The following is a 23,316-nucleotide window of genomic DNA, read 5'->3' as shown; positions in this document are numbered from 1 at the left end:
GGGGCTGACAGGAAGCAGGATAGACCGCGTTTAGCGGGCATCGACTTCCTTGAATTCGCGTTCGACGTCGCCAATGAAAAGCTGACGCGGACGACCGATTTTCTGTGAAGGATCTTCGATCATTTCCTTCCACTGGGCAATCCAGCCAACCGTACGCGCAACGGCGAACAGAACGGTGAACATGCTTTCGGGAATGCCCATCGCCTTGAAAATGATGCCCGAATAAAAATCGACGTTCGGATACAGTTTCTTTTCGACGAAATATTCGTCTTCGCGTGCGATGCGTTCAAGTTCCTGAGCAACATCCAGAAGCGGATCCTGAACATTCAGTTCCTTAAGAACTTCATGGCAGGTTTGCTGCATCACTTTGGCGCGCGGGTCATAGTTTTTGTAAACCCGGTGCCCAAAGCCCATCAGACGGAACGGATCGTTCTTGTCTTTGGCTTTGTTGACGAAATCAGGGATGTTTTTCACATCACCGATCTGGTTCAGCATCTTCAGAACGGCTTCGTTTGCGCCGCCATGTGCCGGGCCCCAAAGCGAGGCAATACCAGCAGCAATACAGGCAAACGGATTTGCGCCCGAAGAACCGGCCAGACGAACGGTCGAGGTCGACGCATTCTGTTCATGATCCGCATGCAGGATCAGGATACGATCCATTGCTTTGGCCAATACCGGATTGACTTCGTATTTTTCGCACGGAACGCCAAACATCATAGACAGGAAGTTTTCTGAATATGACAGATTGTTGTTCGGATACTGGAACGGCTGACCGATGGAGTATTTATAGGCCATCGCCGCGATGGTCGGCATTTTTGCGATCAGGCGATAGGCGGAAATCAGGCGCTGGTTCGGGTCGCTGATGTCGGTGCTGTCATGATAGAAAGCAGACATCGCACCAACAGAGCCACACATGATCGCCATCGGGTGGGCGTCACGACGGAAACCGTTATAGAAATTGCGCATCTGCTCATGCACCATTGTGTGCATGGTGATGTCGCCACGGAATTTGTCGCGTTCTGCCTTGTTGGGCAGGTCGCCGTAAAGCAGCAGGTAGCAAACTTCAAGGAAGTCAGCTTTTTCAGCCAGATCGTCAATCGCATATCCACGGTGACGCAGGATGCCCTTGTCGCCGTCAATATACGTGATCGTCGATTCACAGCTACCAGTCGAGGTAAAGCCGGGGTCATAGGTAAAGTAACCGGTATCTGCATAAAGTTTGCGGATATCGATGACCGACGGTCCAATATTTCCCTCAAGTACCGGAAGCTCGTACGACTTGCCATTGGAATTGTCGGTAAGCGTCACGGTATGGGAAGTCTTGGAATTTTGAGCCATGACTTTTTTTCCTTCCCTGTTAACGAACATGGTTTTCGATTGGGTGCAGCATAATGCCGCAGCGCACAAAGCGCAAACAGACTAAAGTTTTCCCGATCTTTTTTTGGTGCTGTTATGCCGCCTCGTATTTTTTGATGCGGTTCAGCGTTTCGGGTTTGCCGAGCACATGCATTACTTCAAAAATGCCCGGTGAAGAATTGGAGCCTGTTAAAACAGCGCGCAAAGGCTGAGCGACTTTGCCCAGTTTCAGGTCTTTGCTTTCTGCTAACTGTTTGACAACAGCCTCAATGGCTTCTTCGTGCCAGGTATCAAGACCCGCCAGTTCATTCGCCAGTGCAGCGAACAGTCCCGCAGGGGCACCGTCAATCAATGCCTGTGCCTTGTCATTGAAAGATAGGACGCCATTTGACACATAGAAAGTGGCAGACTGAGCCAATTCGGTAAGAGTCTTGGCTCTTTCTTTAAGCCCTGACATGCCCTTGATCAAGGTTTGTTTTTGCACTGCATCTAAATCGCGGGCGCCAATTTCAGCTGCAACGGTAGGTGCGATAAGATCGGCGAGGCGAGCATCTTCAGCCTGACGTATATAAATTCCGTTCAGGTTGGTCAGTTTAGCAAAGTCAAAGCGTGATGCACCTTTGCCAACATCAGCAATGTCAAACCATTCAATGGCCTGTTCGGTAGAGATGACCTCGTCATCGCCATGACCCCAGCCCAGGCGCAACAGATAGTTATTAATGGCTTCCGGCAGGAAACCCATTTCGTCGCGATAGGCTTCAACCCCAAGCGCGCCATGACGCTTGGACAGTTTCGCGCCGTCCGGTCCGTGAATAAGCGGAATATGGGCGAAGGTGGGAACATCCCAGCCCATCGCATCATATAACGCCTTTTGGCGAAATGCGTTGGTCAAGTGATCATCACCGCGAATGACGTGGGTAATGCCCATGTCATGGTCATCGACCACGACAGACAGCATATAGGTTGGTGTGCCATCAGCACGCAGGATGATATAGTCGTCGAGTTGGTCGTTCGCCACCCTTACTTCACCCTGAACCTGATCATGGATGACAGAATCACCCTCAAGCGGTGCCTTAAGGCGAACAACGGGTTTAATCCCTTCCGGCGCTTCGCTCGCATCGCGGTCGCGCCAGCGGCCATCATATTTCATCGGGCGGCCTTCTGCGCGGGCTTTCTCACGCATTTCGCTCAGTTCCTCGGGCGAGCAATAACAGAAATATGCTTTGCCGGCTTCAACCAGGCTATGGGCAACCTCGGCGTGACGGTCGCGGCGGGCGAACTGCATGACGGGTTCTTCGTCAGCGTTCAGGCCCAGCCAGTTCAAACCGGCAAAAATTGCATCGACGGCTTCGGGGGTCGAGCGCTCCCGGTCTGTATCTTCAATACGCAGCAAAAATTTGCCGCCAGTATGTTTGGCATAAAGCCAGTTATAGAGGGCGGTACGTGCACCACCAATATGCAGGAACCCTGTCGGAGACGGGGCAAAACGGGTAACAACCGTCATTCGCTTTATCCATTTTTTCTGGATGTTGTCGCTTGTCGTTAAGACATTTGGCGTGCAGGCTATATCATATTCGGAATGCTGTTGCACCACAGTGGATGATAGATAAAAGCCCGAGGCGCGTTATACCATTAAACATTCGTCGCATAAGATGGCGGCAAATTAATTTTTTTCAAGGTCTTAACGCTGTTTTTGAGCATATTGCAACAGCGTTGGCAGATGACCGGGAAAAATGGATTTTGTCATGTGCCATGTTCCTTGGGTTGGGTCAGGCGGTGTATTTTTCGCTTAAGACGCAACCTTCGGATATTTTACTGGCTTTTGCGCTGTTGATCGCGCTCGCCGGTATGTGGCTGAGTCGTCATTATGTTATCCCGTTTTTTTGTTGGTTAATGCTGGTTTTTGCCGTGCTTGGCGGCGGAATCGTCCAGGCACATTTGTATATGCTGCAAGGACCTGTCCTTAAGAAGACGCTTTATACCGAAAATTTGCAGGGCAAAATTCTGTCACTGGAACCGCGAAACGGGCGCACCCGGTTGGTGATTACTCCTGATGACATAGCCGGATTATCTCGTGATCAATTGCCGCAAAAGGTCAGGTTGTCGCTTTCGGGCGATATTGCTGTGCGTCCCGGAGATTATTTTAGCGGAAAGGCCAAGATTTTCCCGCTTAGCGTACCTGAAACACCCGGGGATCCGGATTTTGCCAGAAACCTGTATTTTGACGGGATTGGCGGAACCGGCTTTGCCTTGGGGCGCAGTTACCGGATTGATCGTGATCAGACAGCCGACACTGGATTTTTTGAGGCAATTGAAAGAATTCGTTTGGCCATTATGGCCCGGATCGATAATGGGCTTGAACCGGCCAAGGCGGGGCTTGCCAACGCCATTCTGGTGGGAGAACGCGGCGGCGTTGCGCCGGAACTGGCAGAGGATTTGCGCAAATCCGGTTTGGCCCACTTATTGGCGATATCAGGGCTTCATATGGGGCTCTTATGTGGGGTGGTGTTTTTCACGGTTCGTTTCGGGTTGGCTCTGTTTCCGTCTGTTGCTCTACGATATCCGATCAAAAAATGGGCGGCGATTGCTGGCTTTATTATCGGGACTTTTTACCTGCTGCTGTCTGGGGCTACGGTGCCGACCCAGCGTGCCTTTGTGATGACGGCAATCGTGCTGTTTGCCGTGCTGGTGGACCGTCGGGCCATATCTTTGCGGCTGGTGGCAATTGCTGCGGTCATTGTTATGGTTTTGCGTCCCGACGCGATTTTAGGGGCCAGTTTTCAACTGTCATTTGCGGCGGTAACGGTGCTTGTTGCTTTTTATCAAGGCAAAGGCGGGCGACTGGTTTCGCCGCAGCGTGATTTGCCTGTTTGGCAGCGTATCGGGCGGTATCTGTTTGCGTTGTTTATTACCGGCATCATGGTGACGGCAGTAACGGCACCCATCATTGGTTTCCATTTTGGGCGCATTTCGCTTTTGGGCGTGCTGTCAAACCTGGTTGCGATTCCCTTGATGGCATTCTGGATTATGCCAGGCATTGTTGCGGTTCTGGTTTTATTGCCCTTTGGGCTGGAAGGAATCGCTCTTGGTTTTCTGGCTCCCGGTCTTGATATGCTGATTGCGCTGGCCCATCTTGTCGCCCGTCAGGATTGGGGGCTTTGGCATATTGCGCAGCCTCCGGCCTTGGCTGTTATTTTGGCGATGCTGGCTTTGTTATGGCTGATAATTTGGCGACAACGTGTGCTGTGGCTATGTGCAATCGTTCCTGCTGTGGGCGCTGCAATTGCGATTATAGGCGTACAATCGCCTGATCTGTTGGTAGGAGGGGACCAGAAAGACTGGGCGCTTTATCAAGAACAGGGTGATCATCTGGTTTTTAATAACAGAGTCAGCCGTTTTCACCGTGACATCTGGAATGCCCGTTTCGGAACTGGTTTTGCACCAGAAAAAAATGCAGCAAAGCACTGTGATCAAGAGCGATGCTGGTTTAAGAAAAATGGAAAAACCATTGTTATATCAGATAAAATAGATGATCCATTTTATCTTTGTCGCCATGCGGATGTGATTGTTATCCTGAAACAGGATTTTCCGGTTTCTGCGTGTAACGGATCGGATAGATCGCCGCTGGTTATTGATGACGATGTGTTGTGGTGGCAGGGCGGTGTAGCCGTATTTCTGGGTGATCAGCAATCACCATCGCGATATGAGACGGTAAGGCAGACCAGCGGCAATTGGTCCTGGATCATCATTGGCGGCCGCTGATTTGAATGGATGCCTGCATTAATACTGACGTAGCAGGCCAATCAGCCGACCCTGGATTTGAACACGTTCTGGCGGCAGGGCGCGTGTTTCATAGCGGGCATTGGCCGGTTCCAGCAAGACCTGGCCCAAACCACGTTTAATGCGTTTGAGGGTTGCTTCGCTATCATCAACAAGGGCAACAACGATGGTGCCGTCATTGGCCTGTTCACACCGTTGAATCAGGACCGTATCACCATCGAGAATACCTGCCTCGATCATGGAATCACCCGAAACTTCAAGGGCGTAATGCTCCCCTGTGCCCAAAAGGGCCGCAGGAACCTGAACCTGTGTGCTTTGATCGCGCAGGGCTTCAATCGGGGTACCCGCAGCGATCCGGCCATATAAGGGCAGGGAGACGCTTTCCTGAATTTCGGAAAAGGCCGAGGGGACCATTGCCGGGCGATGGGTTGTTTTTCGCGCCGATGCAATGGGGGTAACACGCGCAGAGCCAGCGGGGCTCGGGGCGTCATCGTCGTTATTGTCGGGAAGGCGCAGCACTTCCAGGGCGCGCGCCCGATGGGCAAGGCGGCGAATAAAACCGCGTTCCTCAAGTCCGGTAATCAACCTGTGAATGCCGGATTTGGATTTCAGGTTCAAGGCTTCCTTCATCTCATCGAACGAAGGTGAAATACCATGATCGCGAAGGTGATTGTCGATATAGACTAGCAATTCATATTGCTTGCGCGTTAGCATGGCATTTTCCCGGACCCAAATAAGAACAAATCGAATACATTAATGTTCTACTTTGGTTCTGATTGGTGGTCAAGCGTCTTGCGCGTAATAAGAACACTTAAACCGTGTCCTTATAAAATTCAGTCGGCAATAAATGTGCCGGATTTTCCGCCATCTTTGTAAATGACCCGGATATTGGTCAACTGCATGGTTTTATCGACGGCTTTGCACATGTCAAAGACAGTCAAAGCGGTGATCGAGACAGCAGTTAGTGCCTCCATTTCCACACCGGTGCGACCTGATGTTTTGCAGGTCGCCATTATGTCGACGGCGGGTTGATCCTCGGCCAGGGTCAGTGTGACGGTGACCGAATCAAGGGGCAGGGGATGGCATAGCGGGATCAGATCGGCAGTACGTTTTGCGCCCATAATGCCGGCGAGTTGCGAAATTGCGAGAACGTCGCCTTTTTTATGGCCGTGACTTGCGATCAGCTCTGCTGTGCCAGCCTGCATGACAACCCGGCCTTTGGCCGTTGCCGTGCGCGCCGTTACCGACTTTGTCGAAACGTCAATCATCACGGCGTTTCCGCCATCGTCAAAATGGGTCAGTTTTGGGGTCATTGTCGCATTCCGGTTATCGCGCCGTCGCAGGCGTTTTTAGACCTCAGGCTGCTTTTGTCAGAAGCGCCCGGGTAGCTGCCTCAACATCATCCTGTCGCATCAGGCTTTCGCCGATCAGGAAGCATTTTGCCCCCACTTTACCCATGCGGGCCAGATCATCAGACGTGAAGATACCGCTTTCGGAAACCAGCAAACGGTTGTCATCAACCATTTCGGCCAATTGCTCGGTTGTCGTAAGGGATACTTCCAAAGTCTTTAGATTACGGTTGTTTATACCAATCAGCTTTGATTTCAGTTTAAGGGCGCGCTCAAGCTCTGGTGCATTGTGCACTTCAACCAGTACATCCATTCCTAATTCATGTGCCTGAGATTCAAGCTCTGCTGCCAAGCTGTCATCAAGGGCGGCCATGATCAGCAAAATGCAGTCTGCTCCCAGGGCGCGGGCCTCGGTGATCTGATAGGGATCAACCATGAAATCCTTGCGCAATACCGGCAAGTCAACTGCTGCACGGGCCGCAACCAGATAGGAATCGTCACCCTGAAAATACGGAATGTCGGTGAGTACCGAAAGGCAGCTAGCACCACCAGCCTGATAGGCCTGGGCCAGTGACGGCGGGTTAAAGTCAGCGCGGATCAGACCTTTTGACGGTGATGCCTTTTTGATCTCGGCAATCAGTCCATAGCGACCAGCGGCAATTGATGTTTCAAGTGCTGCGATAAAACCGCGTGGGGCAGATTGTGCTGCGGCTTCGGCGGTAAGGTCAGCCAGGGGCTTCCGGGCTTTGCAGGCGCTGACATGGTCGCGTTTGTCGTTGCAAATTTTCTCAAGCACGTCGCTCATGCTGCATTTCCTTCGTTCGATATTGCCACCAACTGTTCCAGCGTTTTCGCGGCACTGCCATTATCGATGACGGTTTCGCATCTTGCGATACCATCCGCAATGTCTTTGGCAATCCCCGTAACAACAAGGGCCGCAGCTGCATTGAGCAGAACGATATCGCGATAGGCGTTTTTCTTGCCTGCGAGCAATTCCCGGATCGCCGTGGCGTTGGTTTGCGCATCGCCGCCTTTCAGTTCGGCAAGTGTTGAAAGGCGAATGCCGTAATCCTGAGGATTGATTTCAAATGTGGTAACTTTGCCGTCCTTGACCTCGGCAACGAAGGTCGGGCCGGTGACAGAAATTTCGTCAAGTCCGCTATCGCCATGAACGACCCAGGCGTGACGGGAGCCAAGGCGGTTCAGGACATGGGCAATCGGTTCAACCCATTCTTTGCCAAAGACGCCAATAACTTGCTGCCTGGTTTTTGCCGGGTTTGCCAGCGGGCCGAGAAGGTTGAAAATGGTGCGTGTACCCATTTCAACACGGGTTGGCATAACGTGGCGCACCGCCGAATGATGGCGCTGTGCCATCATGAAGCACAAGTTAATCTGTGTAAGCGATTTTTCCAAAAGCGAGATGTCAGCATCAATATTGACGCCAAGTGTCGCCAGGACGTCTGCCGAACCGGACTTTGAGGATGCCGCACGGTTGCCGTGTTTGGCAACTTTGGCACCACACGCTGCGGCAACAATGGCGGCTGCCGTCGAAATATTATAGGTCCCGCTGCCATCACCGCCCGTGCCGCAGGTATCAACAGCATCGGGGCTTGCCGTAACGCCGGTTGCCTTTGCCCGCATCACACGGGCCGCGCCGGTAATTTCTTCGATTGTTTCACCACGCAGGCGTAGCGCCATCAAAAAGGCCCCCATTTGTGACGGGGTCGCCTGGCCGGACATCAAAACGTCAAAGGCCTGCTCGGCTTCTTGCTCGCTCAGGGTGGCGCCAGTGGCAACTTTGGCCAGTGTCGGCTTGAGATCATGTTCCGTGGACATGGAATGTTCCCCTTGTTTTAGCTCCGGACACTTCAGGCGGCGGAGAAATCGATGAAATTTTTTAAAAGGTCGTGTCCATGTTCCGAAGCGATACTTTCGGGATGAAACTGGACACCATGTATTTCATGGGTGCGATGACGTAGCCCCATGATCAGCCCGTCATTGCTGTGCGCCGTAACTTCTAGGCAATCGGGCAGGGTTGTACGATCCACCACCAAGGAATGATAACGTGTTGCCGTGACTGGATTTGGCAGGCCTTTAAAAACGCTTTTGCCTTCGTGGTGCATGGCGTCGGTTTTACCGTGCATACATTGTGGTGCACGTATCACATCACCACCAAAAGCCGCGCCGATAGCCTGATGCCCCAGGCAAACGCCAAGAAGTTTTATCTGTCCGGCAGCAGCTTTGATAAGGTCCACACAAATTCCGGCCTGGTCGGGGTCGCAAGGGCCGGGCGAAATGACAATCCCTTCCGGCTTCATTGCCAGGGCGTCCTTAACGCTGATTTCGTCATTTCGGACAACTTTGACCTCGGGCCCCAGTTCACGTAAAAAATGCCACAAATTAAATGTGAAGCTGTCATAATTATCGATGAGCAGATACATCGCTATCCCGAAGCCTTCTGTGTTTTAGACCGGGCGAGAATAAACGGCATTGCCGCTACGTCAAGCGGTAGAGGTTGTGTTTTTCAGGCTTTAACAGGCTGCTAACCAGAGATCGGCTAAGAATGCGCTGCCAGAGATGATCTGGAAACCGGTTTGCCTGTGATCGGGCAGGGCGGATTTGCGTTTTTATGGGCATCAAGACCCGAATTTCATGGATTGGAGAGACGGCGTGGCACGGCGCTCAACACCGGCAAAAAAGAAAAAAACTGCACCTCGCAGTAAAACAAAAGCAGGCAAGAAAACCACTAAAAAGCCTGGTGGGTTTAGGCGGTTGATGCTTGGTGCTGCAATGGTGGCCGGTGCTGTTTCGGCGATGATTGCAGCGGGAAGTATGCTCGAGCTGGATCGTGCCGCACATAAGGCGGTCAGCGACTTGGCAGACAAGAGCACGGCACCTGACGTGTCTGCGCCATCCGGGCGGCAAAAACAGCCGCAGATGGATTTTTCCAAGGGATATGATGCCCCAAATCGGCCCGGCTATATGGTTGAACGTCCATCTGACGAAATGAATAATGGGCAGACTGAGGCGATCCCGCAGCCACGAGTGAATCCTTTGCCAAACGTAACGCCGTCGCCAACACCATTGCCTGTGCCGGATAAAGGTGTTGTGCCGGGCACGCAACTGGCCTGGCAAAAATTTGCAACCCATGTACCTGATACGGGGAATGCGCCTGTCATTGCCATTATCATTGATGATGCCGGCATTGATAAACCGCGAACGGAACGCGCGGCAGAATTGCCAGCCCCGATTACGCTTTCCTATTTGCCATATGCCACGCATTTGCCAGAACAGGTGGCAACGGCGCGCAAACGTGGTCACGAGATTATGCTGCATATGCCAATGGAACCCACTTCCAGGGCGGTTGATCCTGGTCCGCATGCGCTTCTGACCAGTTATGACAAGGTTGCCATCCTCAATGAAATGAGCTGGATGCTCGACCGTTTCTCAGGTTATGTCGGCGTTAACAACCATATGGGCAGCAAGTTTACCGCTGATCCGGAACGGATGGCCGTTGTCATGCAGGTGATGAAGGCCAGAGGGCTTATGTTCCTGGACTCGCGGACCAGTGCAAAATCGGTCGGATATCAGGAAGCGCAAAAGTTTGATGTTCCAGCCATCGAGCGTGATGTGTTTCTGGATGATGCGGATGACGCGGCAAAAATCAGCCTAATGCTGGACCGGGTGGAAAGTGTTGCGCGCAAGCGAGGCTATGCCGTTGCCATTGGTCATCCGCGTGATTTGACGCTGGAAGCCCTCAATAAATGGATTCCCAAAATGCAGGCGGCCGGTTTTGTTTTTGTGCCGGCAACCGATATTATTCGCCGAAACGGGGTGAAGGTGACGGGTTGAGCACCTTTATTCGTGCGATATTGTGATGATAACAAAAGCGGATGCCCGATCATAAGGCATCCGCTTTTTTATTTGTTTTTGGTCGTCAGGTTGTTGCTGTCTCAGGCGAAACGGTGTGCTTCGCGGCAGGCTGCCATCAGGGCACCTGCCTTGTTGCGGCATTCCTGATGTTCCATTTCGGGTTTGCTATCCACGACGATACCGGCACCGGCCTGAATATGAATTGTTTCATCCTTGATCACCGCAGTACGCAGTGCGATGCAGGTATCCATCGATCCATCAGCCGAAATATAACCGATACAGCCCGCATAAATGCCTCGACGCACTGGTTCCAGCTCGTCAATGATCTCCATCGCACGGACTTTGGGGGCACCCGAAACGGTTCCGGCGGGAAAGCCTGCCTTTAACGCATCCATCGCATCATATTGCGGGTCAATCTGGCCGACGACATTTGAGACGATGTGCATGACGTGCGAATAATATTCGATGGTTTCGCGGTCGGTAACCCGCACGGTGCCCGGCTGCGATACCCGGCCCACATCATTACGGCCCAGATCCAGCAGCATCAGATGTTCCGAGCGTTCTTTCGGGTCATCAAGCAGGTCCCGGGCCAGAAATTTATCTTCTTCCGAATTTTTGCCGCGTTTGCGGGTGCCTGCGATTGGCCGAATGGTAACTTCACCATCGCGTAGACGCACCAGAATTTCCGGGCTTGCCCCAACAACCTGAAAACCGCCAATATCAAGATAGAACATGAAGGGCGAGGGGTTGATGCGCCGCAATGCCCGGTAAAAGGCAAAAGGCGGCAGGCGGTAAGGCAGTGAATAGCGTTGTGACAGCACGACCTGAAAAATATCCCCGGCACGAATATATTCTTTCGCGCGTTCGACCATCTGGTGATAGCCCGCCTCGTCCACGCTGACTTCCGGTTCGGGCAGATCCTGCGGTACGGAGCGCGAACGCCTGTCAATAAACAGATTGCGCTGGAAATGTTGTACCACATCATTCAGACGGGCACAGGCCAGGTCATAGGCAGCCTTTGCATCTATTCCTTCTTCCGGGCGCACCGGGGTGACAACCGTTACCGTATCGGCAATGGTGTCAAAGCTGGCCGTGATGGTTGGGCGGATGAAAATGCCATCGGGCACATTCAGGTTGTCCGGATTTTCATCGGGCAGCTTTTCCATCAGACGGACGGTGTCATACCCCATATAACCGACCAGGCCCGCACTCATGGGGGGGAGATGGTCGGGCAGGTCAATATGGCTTTCGGCGATCAGGGCTTTTAGAGCATCAAGCGGTTTTTGATCCTGGGCGGTGAAATCATCGGCATCGGCCATTACACGGCGATTGATTTCGGCCCGGTCGCCAAAGCAGCGCCAGATCAGGTCCGGTTTAAAACCAATAAAGGAATAGCGTCCACGGCTGGCACCTCCTTCAACCGATTCCAGAAGGTAGGTGTTGGGCAGGCCTTCGGCCAGCTTCAGGAAGGCTGAAACAGGTGTATCGAGGTCGGCTGTGAGAGAGGTATAGACGACCTGGGCGATGCCTGCCTGATGATTTCGGGTAAATGTTTCAAAATCCGGTTTGATATCCATAACGGCAATCCGATCAAAACCAAATAAAATGCGATAGGAATGAAAAAAGGGCGACCCGCTGCCGGATCGCCCTGATTGGTCAGGCTGGCCTAATTGGCAGCATTTTGGGCGTAAAGACCGTTGATCACGGAATTATTGACGCTGACAGAAATGTTGTCGCGCAGGTAATCAAGATATTGCGAGACAATGTCCTGCTTCAGGCTGTCCTGTAACTCGGCAATGATGGGATCGTCTTTGCCAAGATCGGTATTTGCCGCTTTGACATTGTCCAGAACAACCACGGCAACACCATTGGCACCGTTAACCGATTTTGCCTTGCCTTTTTGAAGGTCGAACAGGGCGCCGGCAATGGCAGGGCTGGCATCGGCAGAAAGACCACGACCATCGCGGGTTGTTTCACCGGTTTCATCGATGCTGTTGTCCAGCTCGGTGGCGATGGCTTCAAGTTTCGCACTGCCGTCATTGATGCGGGCGGCAAGGGCATCGGCCTTGTCGGCCAGGCGGCGTTGTTTTTCCTCGACCTTCCAGTCGGCAATTACGTCGTCACGCACGTCTTCAAAAGGTTTGACGGCGGACGGCGTTACCTTGGTGACGCTTACGACATAGCGGTCGCCAGTCTGGGTTTCTTCGAGGAAGCTTTCGTCACCTTCATTAAGTTCATAGATCTTGGCATTGATTTCCTGACTATCGGGAATGCCCTGGCCCAGATCCTGTCCTTTTTTGATGTCGGTCAGATTGTAAAGCTGGGCATGAACTTTTTCTGCGGCGTCCTTCAGGCTGGTACCGGCACCCAGTTCATCATCAAGCTGGGCGGCAATATCAAAAATCTGGTCTTCCGCTTTTTGGCGTTTGACGCCATTTTCGACCTGTTCGCGGACTTCATCCAGGCTTTGTTCATGAGCCGGGGTAATGGAGGTAACGCGCAGAATATGCCAGCCAAGGGCGGTTTCAACAGGTTTGGAATAACCACCTTCGGGCAGGCTGAACACGGTGTCACGCAAAGCAGGCAGCATGTTCTCCTTGGTGAATTCCCCCAGTTTGACAACCGATTCCTTCATACCCGCCTTTTCGGTGGCAACCTTCATGAAGTCTTCGCCACCCTGAAGCGCCTTGTAGGCTTCGGTGGCAGTTTCCTTTTCATTCGGTGCGAACAGGATTTGTTCGACAGCCCGTTTTTCCGGCGTCTGAAATTCGGCAATGCGCTGATTGTAGGCATCCAGCACTTCCTGGTCCGTAACGGTCATGGTTTTGGCAATGCCATCAACCGTCAGCAGGGCAAGGGTTGCATTGCGGGTTTCCGGCGCCGTGAACTGGTCGCCATGGTCGTCATAATATTTTTTCAGAACGTCGTCGGACGGCGTTTCAATCGGATCAATATCATCGTCGCCCAGGGTCACGAACCGGCCGCTGCGGTCTTCATTGCGGTAAGCTGCAATGGCTTTGACCATCGGTGCCGGCGGGGTGCTGGCGGCTTCGAGGCTGGTGACAACCTGCTGGCTCATTAGGTCGCTGCGCATGCCTTCAATAAATTCGGCTTCACTGTAACCGTTTTGGTATAAAATCTGCTCGAACTGCTTGCGATCAAACTGGCCGGTTGTTTGGCTTTGAAAATTCTTGTTGTTGAAAATGCTGCTGCGAACTTTTTCGTCGCTAATACCAATGCCGATATCCTGGGCATTTTCTTCAAGCAGCTTCTGCGAGACCAGCCCCTGAACCGTATTGTTCAGAAGTCCCATCTGGATCGCCTGTTGCTGATCAAAGCTGGGGCCAAAAACCCGACGCATTTTGTCGATATTGCGTTTGAACGCACGGTCCAGTTCGACAGGCGTGATAGACTGACTGCCAACTTCGGCGACTTCGCGGGAATTGCCAAGATTCAATATCGAGGCATTCAGCCCCCATATGACAAAGCTGATCGCGATAATGCCAAAAAGAATTTTGGCAAAGATGGATTGAGAAAATGTGCGAATGCCAGAAAGCATATTCCGTAGCCTAACAATTCGTTGCGTCGCACCGGCGCGTGTTGGCCGGCAACTTTTTGCCAAAACGGTGCCGGTAATGGGTCAAAACCGTGCGGATCGGAGGCGCATCTTAATGGGAGGAGGATAGGGCGGCAACACCCGATTGCATAAGCCCTCTGAAATGCGGTGACAAGAGGAGGAAAGCGGGCTTTTCCCCCGGGCGCAGGCATGATAGAACGCGCTTCGGAAACGTTGTCATAAGTGATCACGCATGATGAAGGCGGTTGTCATCGCAATTCCTGCTTTGCCGAATGGCAGGCGCATCATCATATAAAGTCGAGGAAGGTTTCAATGTCTGATCGTCGTCCCCTGATTGCCGGTAACTGGAAAATGAATTGTCTGCGTGATGACGGACTGGCGCTTGCCAGTGGCCTTGCCAGCAAGCTGTCGGGCGCAAGCGAGCGACCAGAGTGCGATATTTTGTTGTGCCCGCCGGCAACCCTGCTGGCTGATGTTGTTGGCGTGCTGGGGCATTGTGACATTCATGCGGGCGGGCAGGATTGCCATTTTGACAAAAGCGGTGCCCATACCGGTGACATTGCGGCATCCATGCTGTCAGATATTGGCGCAACCCATGTCATTTTGGGGCATTCTGAACGTCGTGCCGATCACGGTGAAAGTTCCACGGTCATTCGCCAGAAAATAATCGCGGCCCATAGTGCCGGTCTCACGGCAGTGGTTTGTGTGGGGGAAACCGAACAGGAACGGGACCTTGGCGCGGCAATTGCCGTTGTCTGCGGACAAATGGATGTTTCCCTGCCCGAAGATGCGACGGCAGAAAATACCGTGATTGCCTATGAGCCTGTCTGGGCAATTGGCACGGGGCGCACCGCTGCCGTTGCCGATGTCGAGGAAATGCACGCTGCCATTCGTCGTAAATTAAAAGAACGTTTTGCCGATGCCGAGGCATTTCGCATTCTTTATGGCGGGTCGGTAAAGCCGTCCAATGCCGCAGAACTTCTGGCCGTCGAAAATGTTGACGGGGCCCTTGTCGGCGGTGCCAGTCTGAAGGTCGAGGATTTTTGGGGAATTATTTCCGCCTGCAAATGACGGGGCGGTTTTCGGTCGCCAGCGGGAGCGATGCCTTATTGATACATGTTGTCTGATTACAGGGTTGTCGTTCCGGCGGGCGGGAAAGTTGGCTGCGATCATATTTTTCAAGATTAAGTGCCAGAATGAACATGGCAGTCTTGCATTTTCGAGTATGATCGGCGAAGATGTGTTCCCGGCGCGAGGAACTTTCCTTGCTTCAGGCCGGGAATTCTCCCGAAAAATAGATAGTTGATGTACACCCTGTTCAAATCAGGGTGTCGGTTATTTTTTGCGGTTGGTGATTTTGTGGTTTGGCGCGTGCCAAATACAGACTAGCCAACCGTTTCAAAACGCGTTAAACACGCATCAAATTTTGCCCGGTCAGGCAGCAAACAGCCTGCCGCCGGATTTACAAGTCAAGAGTTTTGAGGCCATGCAGACTGTCATTCTGGTAATCCACCTGCTTCTTGCGATCGGCTTGATTGCCGTAATTCTGGTTCAGCGCAGTGAAGGCGGCGGACTTGGTATTGGCGGCGGCAATAGCGGTGGCGGTAGTTTCGGCGTCATGAGTTCGCGCAGTGCTGCGAACCTTCTGACCCGCACAACGGCAATTCTGGCTGCGGCCTTTATGATCACAAGCCTTGCTCTGGCGTTGTTGAGCAATCACCGTGCTGCATCGACATCCATTCTGGATCAGGCACCTGCGCCTGCGGCCACGTCTGATGTTGATAAAACGGCACCTTCTCCGGCGCCGCAACAAGATAGCGGACCGGCAGCGCCGACACGTTAATAGCTAAATACCGATATCAGAGGCGGCAAAATTGCCGCCTCAATTTTTGAATTGTTTGCTCCCCGGTTTGCAAGTTGCGTAACCGTGGCTTTGTGCTTTGAGATGAGGCATGGATATGACCCGTTATATTTTCATTACTGGTGGCGTGGTTTCTTCGTTGGGCAAGGGCCTGGCTTCTGCTGCATTGGGTGCCTCGCTTCAGGCGCGTGGCTTTACCGTTCGTTTGCGCAAGCTGGACCCCTATATCAACGTCGATCCGGGCACCATGAGCCCGTATCAGCATGGCGAAGTCTATGTGACCGAAGATGGGGCTGAAACCGACCTTGATCTTGGTCACTATGAACGCTTTACCGGTGTTTCATCGCGTCGTTCCGATAACGTGACCACCGGGCGTATTTATTCCTCGGTGATCGCACGCGAACGCCGTGGCGATTATCTTGGCGGGACCGTTCAGGTCATTCCGCATATTACCGATGCCATTAAGGAATTCGTCCAGAGCGACGCGACCGAAGATTTTGTTCTGGTGGAAATCGGCGGGACGGTTGGGGATATCGAAAGCCTGCCATTCCTTGAAGCGATCCGTCAGATGGGCAACGAACTGGGCGATGGTCGCACCATGTTCCTGCATCTGACACTGGTGCCTTATATTCCGTCGGCAGGCGAGTTGAAAACCAAACCGACCCAGCATTCGGTGAAGGAATTGCAATCGCTTGGTATTCAGCCTGATGTGCTGCTGTGCCGCTGTGATCGCGAAATCCCGGTGAATGAACGTCGCAAGATTGCGCGTTTTTGTAATGTTCGCGAAGCATCGGTGATCCCCGCTTATGACGTGGACAATATTTATCAAGTGCCGATCAGCTACCATAAATATGGCCTTGATAACGAAGTTCTGCATCACTTTGGTCTTCAGGCCCAGGAGCCGGATCTGGGGCGTTGGGAAAATATTTGCGATATCGTTCGCAACCCGGAAGGCGAGGTGACAATCGGTATTGTTGGTAAATATATTCAGTTGCCCGATGCCTATAAGTCTTTGACCGAGGCCCTGACACATGGCGGCATTGCCAACAAGGTTCGCGTCAAGATTGAATGGATTGCATCTGACGATCTTGAAAAAGACGAAAATGTTAGCGAACGCCTCAGCAAGCTGGATGCCATTATGGTTCCGGGTGGCTTTGGCGAACGTGGTGCGGAAGGAAAAATTGCGGCTGCGCGCTATGCCCGTGAAAACAAGGTGCCGTATTTCGGGATCTGTTTTGGTATGCAGATGGCCGTTCTGGAAGCAGCTCGCAATCTGGCTGGCATTACCAATGCGTCCTCGTCGGAATTTGGCCCGACGGAAGTGCCGCTTGTCGGCCTGATGACCGAATGGTCAAAGGATGGTGGCCGGGTTGAACGCCGCAGCGGTGAAGATGACCTGGGGGGGACCATGCGCCTTGGCAATTACGAGTGCAAACTGGTTGCCGGGACACGTGCCCGCGATATTTATGGTTCTGAAACCGTGCTGGAACGTCATCGTCACCGGTATGAAGTCAATATCAACTTCCTTGAACAGCTTGAATCCAAGGGACTTAAATTCTCGGGTCTGTCGCCGGATGGCCGTTTGCCGGAAATTGTCGAATATCCGGATCATCCGTGGTTTGTCGGTGTTCAGTTCCATCCGGAGCTTCGGTCACGTCCGCTGGACCCGCATCCGCTGTTCGTGTCCTATATCAAGGCTGCCAAAGAACGCAGCCGTCTGGTCTAAGACTGTTTGAACGTCCGGGGATGTTGAAATGACCACGATTAAAACCGTCAAAGTCGGTAATATCGAATTTGCAAATGATAAGCCTTTTGCCTTGCTGGCCGGGCCGTGCGCCATTGAAAGTCGCCAGCATGCGCTGGAAATGGCAGCAGCCCTTAAAGAACTGACAGCAAAAATGGGCATCGGGCTGGTGTATAAAAGTTCGTTCGACAAGGCGAACCGTACCAGCAATAAATCCAAGCGTGGCGTGGGTTTAAACGAGGGAATTGACATTCTGGGCGAAGTTAAGGATGTCACCGGTTTGCCGATTGTAACCGATATTCACCTGCCGGATCAGTGTGAAGCTGTGGCGCGTGTTGCGGATATTTTGCAAATCCCGGCTTTCCTGTGCCGCCAGACCGATCTTTTGGTCGCGGCAGCCGCGACGGGCAGAGCGATCAATGTCAAAAAGGGGCAGTTTCTTGCCCCTTGGGACATGGCGAATGTCGCCAACAAAATTGCCGAAGCGGGCAATGAAAATATCATGCTTTGTGATCGGGGAACCAGCTTTGGTTATAATACGCTGGTAACTGATTTCCGTGGACTTCCCACGATGGCCCAACAGGGCTATCCGATTGTGTTTGACGCAACCCATTCGGTTCAGCAACCGGGCGGGCAGGGCGGAACAACAGGCGGACAGCGCGAATTCGCCCCCGTTTTGGCGCGCGCTGCAGTTTCTGTTGGTGTCGCGGCATTGTTCATTGAAACCCACGACAATCCCGACGCCGCCATCAGCGACGGACCCAATCAAATTCCTCTCGGCAAGCTTCCTGAAGTGCTTTCGATTCTGAAGGAATTCGATGCCGTTGCGAAGGCCAATCCGGTTCGTCTGGATATGTTCGACGCATAATAAGGCTTAATACAAAGTGCCGCCATATTTGTGGCGGCATTTCTTTTATGCTGTAACCGATGCGACCCGCTTTTCGGGTCGTTCAACATGTCAGTAAGGAGAGATGTTTCGTCATGACCGCTATTATTGATATTCGCGGGCGCGAAATTCTGGACAGCCGGGGCAACCCGACCGTTGAAGTTGATGTCACCCTGGAAAGTGGCGCCTTTGGTCGGGCAGCCGTTCCGTCAGGTGCATCGACTGGTGCGCACGAAGCTGTCGAACTGCGTGATAAAGAAGACCGTTATCTGGGCAAGGGCGTTACCAAGGCTGTTTCTGCCGTTAATGGTGAAATTTTTGAAGCTCTGGCCGGTGTCGATGCCGAAGAGCAGATCGAAATTGACCAGGCGATGATTGACCTGGACGGAACGGAAAACAAAAGCCGTCTTGGTGCGAATGCCATTCTGGGTGTTTCACTTGCTGTTGCCAAGGCCGCGGCCCAGGAAGCCGGTTTGCCACTGTATCGTTATATTGGTGGTTCTTATGCCCGCTCTCTCCCGGTGCCGATGATGAATATCATCAATGGTGGCGAGCATGCCGATAACGCGATTGACGTTCAGGAATTCATGATCGTTCCTGTCTCGGCTGAATCGGGTACCGATGCCATTCGTATGGGTGCTGAAATTTTCCATAACCTGAAAAAATCGCTTTCGGCCGACGGTCTGAGCACTTCGGTTGGCGATGAAGGTGGGTTTGCGCCGAACATCGCATCGACCGAAGCTGCGATCAGCTATGTCATGAAGTCGATCGAGGCGGCCGGTTATCGTCCGGGCGATGATGTGATGCTAGCGCTTGATGCGGCATCTACCGAGTTCTACAAGGATGGCAAATACGTTCTGGCAGGTGAAGGCAAAACCTTCGATTCAGAAGGTATGGTCAAATACTGGGCCGAACTTGCTGCAAAATATCCGATTTTTTCGATCGAAGACGGGATGTCCGAAGACGATTGGGACGGTTGGGCTGCGTTGACCCGCGAGATTGGCGATAAAATCCAGCTCGTCGGCGATGATTTGTTCGTGACCAATCCGAAGCGTTTGGCCGATGGTATTTCTCAGGGGGTTGCCAACTCGATCCTGGTCAAAGTGAATCAGATCGGTACGCTGAGCGAAACCCTTGAAGCGGTTGAAATGGCGCATCGTGCTGGTTACACCGCCGTCATGTCGCACCGTTCGGGTGAAACCGAAGATTCAACTATTGCCGATCTGGCCGTTGCCACTAATTGCGGCCAGATTAAAACCGGTTCGCTGTCGCGTTCCGACCGGTTGGCAAAATACAACCAGTTGATCCGTATCGAGGAACAGCTTGGTTTGGCTGCCCGTTATCCGGGCCGCGCGATCCTGAAAAAATAAAATCTGTTTCCTGATCGAAACGGATGCAAAAGGCCACCTGTTGCGGGTGGCCTTTTTGTGTTTACGAATTGTTAACTGATCGTAAATGCAGCAATAAAAACCGCCTGTTTTAAAACTCTTTTTACCTTGTTGGGTTTAAATTGGCCTAATTGATCGTGCATTTTCGTTCTTCGGTACCGTAACCTTATAAATTTACGATGAAATAACCTATGTTGTTTTATCGTCACGATATAGAAACATTTTTCCTGATTGGGGAATTTGTTCATTCACTAGGGCTCATTTTGAAATGTCGTCATCAGCACCGGTAGTTCGTCGGTTTCGGCAGGCCATAGCGCCGGTTTTTGCCTTTACGGTGATGGTATATTTCATCTTTCACAGTGTGGAAGGGGATCGGGGGCTTTTGGCTTATTGGTCCATGCAGGACCGGGTGACTGAGATCGTCAAGCTGCGAGACGACATTCGCGCCCGTCGGGAACTTTTGGAGCAGCGCGTAAAAGCATTGCGTCCCGGAAGCCTGGATCCCGATCTTTTAGATGAGCGGGCACGCACCATGCTGGATATGGCCAATCCTGACGACGTTATCATTTTTCATCATAACGGTTATGACCAGCCCTGATTTCAGAAATTTCCGCATCTGGGTATGTTCGGTTTTTCGCGGCGCAAATCTTGGCAGCAGCTGTTTTGTCGCGTATGCGAAGGTGAAAACTCATTCATCAAAATTGTTTTCATAAAATCACAGCATTTGTGACGGTCGGGAAAGAGCCATTTTTAAAGGAACTGGCCAACCGACTGATTATTAACAAAATATCATTTAAGCGCGGAAAATTCCAATTAACCTGATATCAGTTTATTTGTGATTGTGCATTGCAAAACAAGGTGTTAGAGGACGCAAGATTGCTTGCTTATGTCAGTTGTTTTGGGTAGTTATTTCGGTGGTCCAATACCGAATTAAGCTGCTTTTCAAAGAAGCTTAAGCGAGCCATCCACCGGGAGGAATCATGGCGACCACAAAACGCAAACGTGCCACGACGCGCGCCGACAACCAGGCGAGCAGTGACGATCTCCTTAAATATTATCGCGACATGCTTCTGATCCGCCGTTTTGAAGAAAAGGCCGGCCAGCTTTATGGCATGGGGCTGATCGGTGGCTTCTGTCACCTCTATATCGGTCAAGAAGCTGTCGTTGTAGGTATGCAAGCTGCAACATCGGGCGATGATGGTGTGATCACCAGCTACCGCGATCATGGGCACATGCTGGCCTGCGGCATGGATTCCGCTGGTGTCATGGCGGAACTTACCGGTCGTGAGGGTGGTTACTCTCGCGGCAAGGGCGGCTCCATGCACATGTTCTCGAAGGAAAAGAACTTTTATGGCGGCCACGGTATTGTTGGCGGACAGGTTCCGCTGGGTACCGGTATTGCCTTTAATTATAAATATCGCGGTGAAGACAAGGTTTGTCTGACCTATCTTGGTGACGGCGCTGTCAACCAGGGGCAGGTTTATGAATCTTTCAATATGGCGGCTCTTTGGAAGTTGCCGGTTGTGTACTGCATTGAAAACAACCAGTACGCCATGGGCACTTCGACCCAGCGCCACTCGGCCAGCCCGGATCTTTATCAGCGTGGCGAAGCGTATGGTATTCCCGGCGAACAGGTGGACGGCATGGATGTTTTGGCCGTTAAGGAAGCTGGTGAACGCGCAATCAAGCATTGCCGCGACGGTAACGGGCCTTTCATTCTTGAGCTGAAAACCTATCGTTATCGCGGGCATTCCATGTCTGACCCGGCGAAATACCGGACGAAAGACGAGCTCGACAAGATGCGCAAGGAACATGACCCGATCGACATGGTCAAGAAGCTGTTGATCGATGCAAGCATCCTTGATGAAGACGGTCTCAAGGAGATCGACAAGGAAGTTAAGGCAGAGGTCGCCAAAGCAGCGGAATTTGCGCAGAACAGCCCGGAACCGGATCGGTCCGAGCTGTTTACCGATATTTTGATCGAAGTCTGACCCTGACTTTGCAAAATCCGCTTTTGACCAGAAATTTTCCCGCAAAGAGGGGGAACCATGCCGATTGAAGTTTTGATGCCTGCATTGTCGCCGACAATGACCGAAGGCACCCTTGCCAAGTGGAACGTCAAAGAGGGCGACACCGTCCAGTCTGGCGACGTTCTTGCCGAAATTGAAACCGACAAGGCGACAATGGAAGTTGAAGCCGTCGATGAAGGCACCATTGGCAAGCTGATCGTTGATGCCGGGACTGAAAATGTCGCGGTCAATGCCGTTATCGCCTATATCCTTGAGGAAGGTGAAGACGCATCAGCCCTTGATAATGTCAACCCGGGTGAGGCCAAGGCCGCACAGAAGGCCGATGATGCCGACGAAAAGGAAGAAAAATCTTCCGAGAAGTCTTCTTCTTCATCGTCGTCTGCTGCGCCGGTTCAGGCGTCAGGCGCCATTGAACGTGCCGAGAACGAACCGCGTGCCATGAGTGTCATGAACGAGACACGCGATGAAAAAACCTACACCAAATTCAAAACCCAGACCGTTCGTGAGGCCCTGCGTGATGCAATGGCCGAAGAAATGCGGACCGACGAAAATGTTTTTGTCATGGGTGAAGAAGTTGCGCAGTATCAGGGGGCCTATAAGGTTACTCAGGGCCTGCTGGACGAATTCGGTGACAAGCGTGTTGTTGACACCCCGATCACTGAATATGGCTTTACCGGCCTTGGCACAGGTGCAGCCTTTATGGGTTTGCGTCCGATTGTTGAATTCATGACCTTCAACTTCGCCATGCAGGCCATTGACCATATCATCAACTCGGCTGCGAAAACGCTTTACATGTCCGGTGGCCAGCTTGGTTGCCCGATTGTGTTCCGCGGCCCGAACGGTGCTGCTGCCCGTGTGGGTGCACAGCACTCGCAGTGCTATGCTTCCTGGTATGCACATTGCCCGGGGTTGAAGGTGATTGCACCTTATTCGGCCGCCGATGCAAAAGGCCTACTGAAAGCTGCCATTCGTGACCCGAACCCTGTTGTGTTCCTTGAAAACGAAATCCTTTATGGCCAGAGCTTTGAAGTGCCGGATGATGATGATTTCGTCCTGCCGATTGGACAGGCCAAGATCGAACGAGAAGGCACGGATGTGACCATCGTTGCATTCTCGATCATGGTGGGCAAGGCGCTTAAGGCTGCTGAGAAGTTGGCAGAAGAGGGGATTTCGGCCGAAGTTATCAACCTTCGGACCATTCGCCCGCTTGACGTGAACACGATTGTGCGTTCGGTGATGAAAACCAACCGTATCGTCACCTGTGAAGAAGGCTGGCACTTTGCCGGTATTGGTGCGGAAATCGCATCGGTTATCATGGAACATGCGTTCGATTATCTCGATGCGCCTGTTGCCCGTGTGACCGGCGAAGATGTGCCGATGCCCTATGCGGCCAACCTTGAAGTCCTGGCATTGCCGCAGGACCAGCACATCGTCGATGCGGCCAAGGCCGTATGCTATCGTTAAACAAAAAC

At 52.4% G+C, this 23,316-nt stretch carries 19 protein-coding genes; 10 read left to right on the top strand and 9 right to left on the bottom strand.

What is annotated here, in order from left to right:
* Nucleotides 1-30: 30 nt before the first annotated feature.
* Together LF95_RS08635 and gltX are read right to left on the bottom strand one after the other, a co-directional pair.
* The gene (locus tag LF95_RS08635) at nucleotides 31-1,338 is read right to left on the bottom strand and encodes a citrate synthase (protein ID WP_073954553.1); all 1,308 of its coding nucleotides are present in this window, start codon (nucleotides 1,336-1,338) and stop codon (nucleotides 31-33) included.
* Nucleotides 1,339-1,450: 112 nt separating this feature from the next.
* Entirely contained in the window at nucleotides 1,451-2,860 is a 1,410-nt protein-coding gene (gene gltX / locus LF95_RS08630) for a glutamate--tRNA ligase (protein WP_073954552.1), read from the bottom strand.
* A 248-nt stretch (nucleotides 2,861-3,108) separates the two neighbouring features.
* Between gltX and LF95_RS08625 the strand changes: the two genes are divergently transcribed.
* Entirely contained in the window at nucleotides 3,109-5,118 is a 2,010-nt protein-coding gene (locus LF95_RS08625) for a ComEC/Rec2 family competence protein (RefSeq protein WP_143181970.1), read from the top strand.
* Nucleotides 5,119-5,136: 18 nt separating this feature from the next.
* On the opposite strand, the gene lexA is transcribed toward LF95_RS08625, so the two are convergent.
* The 5 genes from lexA to LF95_RS08600 form a co-directional block, all read right to left on the bottom strand.
* Nucleotides 5,137-5,850, bottom strand: coding sequence for a transcriptional repressor LexA (gene lexA, locus LF95_RS08620; RefSeq protein WP_073954550.1), 714 nt, complete (start codon nucleotides 5,848-5,850; stop codon nucleotides 5,137-5,139).
* A 119-nt stretch (nucleotides 5,851-5,969) separates the two neighbouring features.
* The gene (gene moaC, locus LF95_RS08615) at nucleotides 5,970-6,449 is read right to left on the bottom strand and encodes a cyclic pyranopterin monophosphate synthase MoaC (RefSeq protein ID WP_073954549.1); all 480 of its coding nucleotides are present in this window, start codon (nucleotides 6,447-6,449) and stop codon (nucleotides 5,970-5,972) included.
* A gap of 43 nt (nucleotides 6,450-6,492) precedes the next feature.
* Nucleotides 6,493-7,290, bottom strand: a complete 798-nt coding sequence (gene trpC / locus LF95_RS08610; RefSeq protein WP_073954548.1) for an indole-3-glycerol phosphate synthase TrpC — start codon at nucleotides 7,288-7,290, stop codon at nucleotides 6,493-6,495.
* On the bottom strand, nucleotides 7,287-8,321 hold the full coding sequence (gene trpD, locus LF95_RS08605; RefSeq protein ID WP_073954547.1) for an anthranilate phosphoribosyltransferase: 1,035 nt from the start codon (nucleotides 8,319-8,321) through the stop codon (nucleotides 7,287-7,289). The genes trpC and trpD overlap by 4 nt, the downstream gene beginning before the upstream one ends.
* Nucleotides 8,322-8,353: 32 nt before the next feature.
* The gene (locus LF95_RS08600; protein ID WP_073954546.1) at nucleotides 8,354-8,926 is read right to left on the bottom strand and encodes an anthranilate synthase component II; all 573 of its coding nucleotides are present in this window, start codon (nucleotides 8,924-8,926) and stop codon (nucleotides 8,354-8,356) included.
* A gap of 334 nt (nucleotides 8,927-9,260) precedes the next feature.
* On the opposite strand from LF95_RS08600, the gene LF95_RS08595 reads away from it, so the two are divergent.
* Entirely contained in the window at nucleotides 9,261-10,337 is a 1,077-nt protein-coding gene (locus tag LF95_RS08595; RefSeq protein WP_252509698.1) for a divergent polysaccharide deacetylase family protein, read from the top strand.
* A gap of 101 nt (nucleotides 10,338-10,438) precedes the next feature.
* Here LF95_RS08595 and trpE read toward each other — a convergent pair whose 3' ends face one another.
* Complete coding sequence (gene trpE, locus LF95_RS08590; RefSeq protein WP_073954545.1) at nucleotides 10,439-11,935, bottom strand: anthranilate synthase component I; 1,497 nt, start codon at nucleotides 11,933-11,935, stop codon at nucleotides 10,439-10,441.
* A gap of 89 nt (nucleotides 11,936-12,024) precedes the next feature.
* Nucleotides 12,025-13,917 carry a SurA N-terminal domain-containing protein gene (locus LF95_RS08585; protein ID WP_073954544.1) on the bottom strand — a complete coding sequence of 631 codons (1,893 nt, stop codon included), beginning with the start codon at nucleotides 13,915-13,917 and terminating at the stop codon, nucleotides 12,025-12,027.
* A gap of 330 nt (nucleotides 13,918-14,247) precedes the next feature.
* Between LF95_RS08585 and tpiA the strand changes: the two genes are divergently transcribed.
* The 8 genes from tpiA (at nucleotide 14,248) to LF95_RS08545 (ending at nucleotide 23,308) form a co-directional block, all read left to right on the top strand.
* Nucleotides 14,248-15,006, top strand: coding sequence for a triose-phosphate isomerase (gene tpiA, locus LF95_RS08580; protein ID WP_073954543.1), 759 nt, complete (start codon nucleotides 14,248-14,250; stop codon nucleotides 15,004-15,006).
* Nucleotides 15,007-15,421: 415 nt separating this feature from the next.
* Complete coding sequence (gene secG / locus LF95_RS08575) at nucleotides 15,422-15,778, top strand: preprotein translocase subunit SecG (RefSeq protein ID WP_073954941.1); 357 nt, start codon at nucleotides 15,422-15,424, stop codon at nucleotides 15,776-15,778.
* Nucleotides 15,779-15,893: 115 nt separating this feature from the next.
* Nucleotides 15,894-17,522, top strand: a complete 1,629-nt coding sequence (locus LF95_RS08570) for a CTP synthase (protein ID WP_073954542.1) — start codon at nucleotides 15,894-15,896, stop codon at nucleotides 17,520-17,522.
* Between the two features lie 28 nt (nucleotides 17,523-17,550).
* On the top strand, nucleotides 17,551-18,408 hold the full coding sequence (gene kdsA / locus LF95_RS08565; protein ID WP_073954541.1) for a 3-deoxy-8-phosphooctulonate synthase: 858 nt from the start codon (nucleotides 17,551-17,553) through the stop codon (nucleotides 18,406-18,408).
* A gap of 113 nt (nucleotides 18,409-18,521) precedes the next feature.
* Nucleotides 18,522-19,796 carry a phosphopyruvate hydratase gene (gene eno, locus LF95_RS08560; RefSeq protein WP_073954540.1) on the top strand — a complete coding sequence of 425 codons (1,275 nt, stop codon included), beginning with the start codon at nucleotides 18,522-18,524 and terminating at the stop codon, nucleotides 19,794-19,796.
* A gap of 286 nt (nucleotides 19,797-20,082) precedes the next feature.
* Nucleotides 20,083-20,412, top strand: coding sequence for an FtsB family cell division protein (locus tag LF95_RS08555; RefSeq protein ID WP_073954539.1), 330 nt, complete (start codon nucleotides 20,083-20,085; stop codon nucleotides 20,410-20,412).
* A 382-nt stretch (nucleotides 20,413-20,794) separates the two neighbouring features.
* Nucleotides 20,795-21,805: a pyruvate dehydrogenase (acetyl-transferring) E1 component subunit alpha gene (gene pdhA / locus LF95_RS08550; protein ID WP_073954538.1), complete on the top strand. Its 1,011-nt coding sequence runs from the start codon at nucleotides 20,795-20,797 to the stop codon at nucleotides 21,803-21,805.
* A gap of 57 nt (nucleotides 21,806-21,862) precedes the next feature.
* A complete protein-coding gene (locus LF95_RS08545; protein WP_073954537.1) occupies nucleotides 21,863-23,308 on the top strand; it encodes a pyruvate dehydrogenase complex E1 component subunit beta in 1,446 nt (481 codons plus the stop codon).
* Nucleotides 23,309-23,316 lie beyond the last annotated feature (8 nt).

It is taken from the genome of Thalassospira sp. TSL5-1, assembly GCF_001907695.1.
Lineage (GTDB): Bacteria > Pseudomonadota > Alphaproteobacteria > Rhodospirillales > Thalassospiraceae > Thalassospira.
This window is presented reverse-complemented; position numbering and strand designations above follow the sequence as displayed.

Excerpts from the sequence above, each read along its gene's own strand:
- gltX (WP_073954552.1), bottom strand. The coding sequence starts at position 2,860 with ATGACGGTTGTTACCCGTTTTGCCCCGTCTCCGACAGGGTTCCTGCAT.
- lexA (WP_073954550.1), bottom strand. The coding sequence starts at position 5,850 with ATGCTAACGCGCAAGCAATATGAATTGCTAGTCTATATCGACAATCAC.
- pdhA (WP_073954538.1), top strand. The coding sequence starts at position 20,795 with ATGGCGACCACAAAACGCAAACGTGCCACGACGCGCGCCGACAACCAG.
- secG (WP_073954941.1), top strand. The coding sequence starts at position 15,422 with ATGCAGACTGTCATTCTGGTAATCCACCTGCTTCTTGCGATCGGCTTG.
- trpC (WP_073954548.1), bottom strand. The coding sequence starts at position 7,290 with ATGAGCGACGTGCTTGAGAAAATTTGCAACGACAAACGCGACCATGTC.
- trpD (WP_073954547.1), bottom strand. The coding sequence starts at position 8,321 with ATGTCCACGGAACATGATCTCAAGCCGACACTGGCCAAAGTTGCCACT.
- LF95_RS08635 (WP_073954553.1), bottom strand. The coding sequence starts at position 1,338 with ATGGCTCAAAATTCCAAGACTTCCCATACCGTGACGCTTACCGACAAT.
- kdsA (WP_073954541.1), top strand. The coding sequence starts at position 17,551 with ATGACCACGATTAAAACCGTCAAAGTCGGTAATATCGAATTTGCAAAT.
- LF95_RS08570 (WP_073954542.1), top strand. The coding sequence starts at position 15,894 with ATGACCCGTTATATTTTCATTACTGGTGGCGTGGTTTCTTCGTTGGGC.
- tpiA (WP_073954543.1), top strand. The coding sequence starts at position 14,248 with ATGTCTGATCGTCGTCCCCTGATTGCCGGTAACTGGAAAATGAATTGT.
- trpE (WP_073954545.1), bottom strand. The coding sequence starts at position 11,935 with ATGGATATCAAACCGGATTTTGAAACATTTACCCGAAATCATCAGGCA.
- LF95_RS08595 (WP_252509698.1), top strand. The coding sequence starts at position 9,261 with ATGCTTGGTGCTGCAATGGTGGCCGGTGCTGTTTCGGCGATGATTGCA.
- moaC (WP_073954549.1), bottom strand. The coding sequence starts at position 6,449 with ATGACCCCAAAACTGACCCATTTTGACGATGGCGGAAACGCCGTGATG.
- LF95_RS08555 (WP_073954539.1), top strand. The coding sequence starts at position 20,083 with ATGTCGTCATCAGCACCGGTAGTTCGTCGGTTTCGGCAGGCCATAGCG.
- LF95_RS08585 (WP_073954544.1), bottom strand. The coding sequence starts at position 13,917 with ATGCTTTCTGGCATTCGCACATTTTCTCAATCCATCTTTGCCAAAATT.
- LF95_RS08625 (WP_143181970.1), top strand. The coding sequence starts at position 3,109 with ATGTTCCTTGGGTTGGGTCAGGCGGTGTATTTTTCGCTTAAGACGCAA.
- LF95_RS08545 (WP_073954537.1), top strand. The coding sequence starts at position 21,863 with ATGCCGATTGAAGTTTTGATGCCTGCATTGTCGCCGACAATGACCGAA.
- LF95_RS08600 (WP_073954546.1), bottom strand. The coding sequence starts at position 8,926 with ATGTATCTGCTCATCGATAATTATGACAGCTTCACATTTAATTTGTGG.
- eno (WP_073954540.1), top strand. The coding sequence starts at position 18,522 with ATGACCGCTATTATTGATATTCGCGGGCGCGAAATTCTGGACAGCCGG.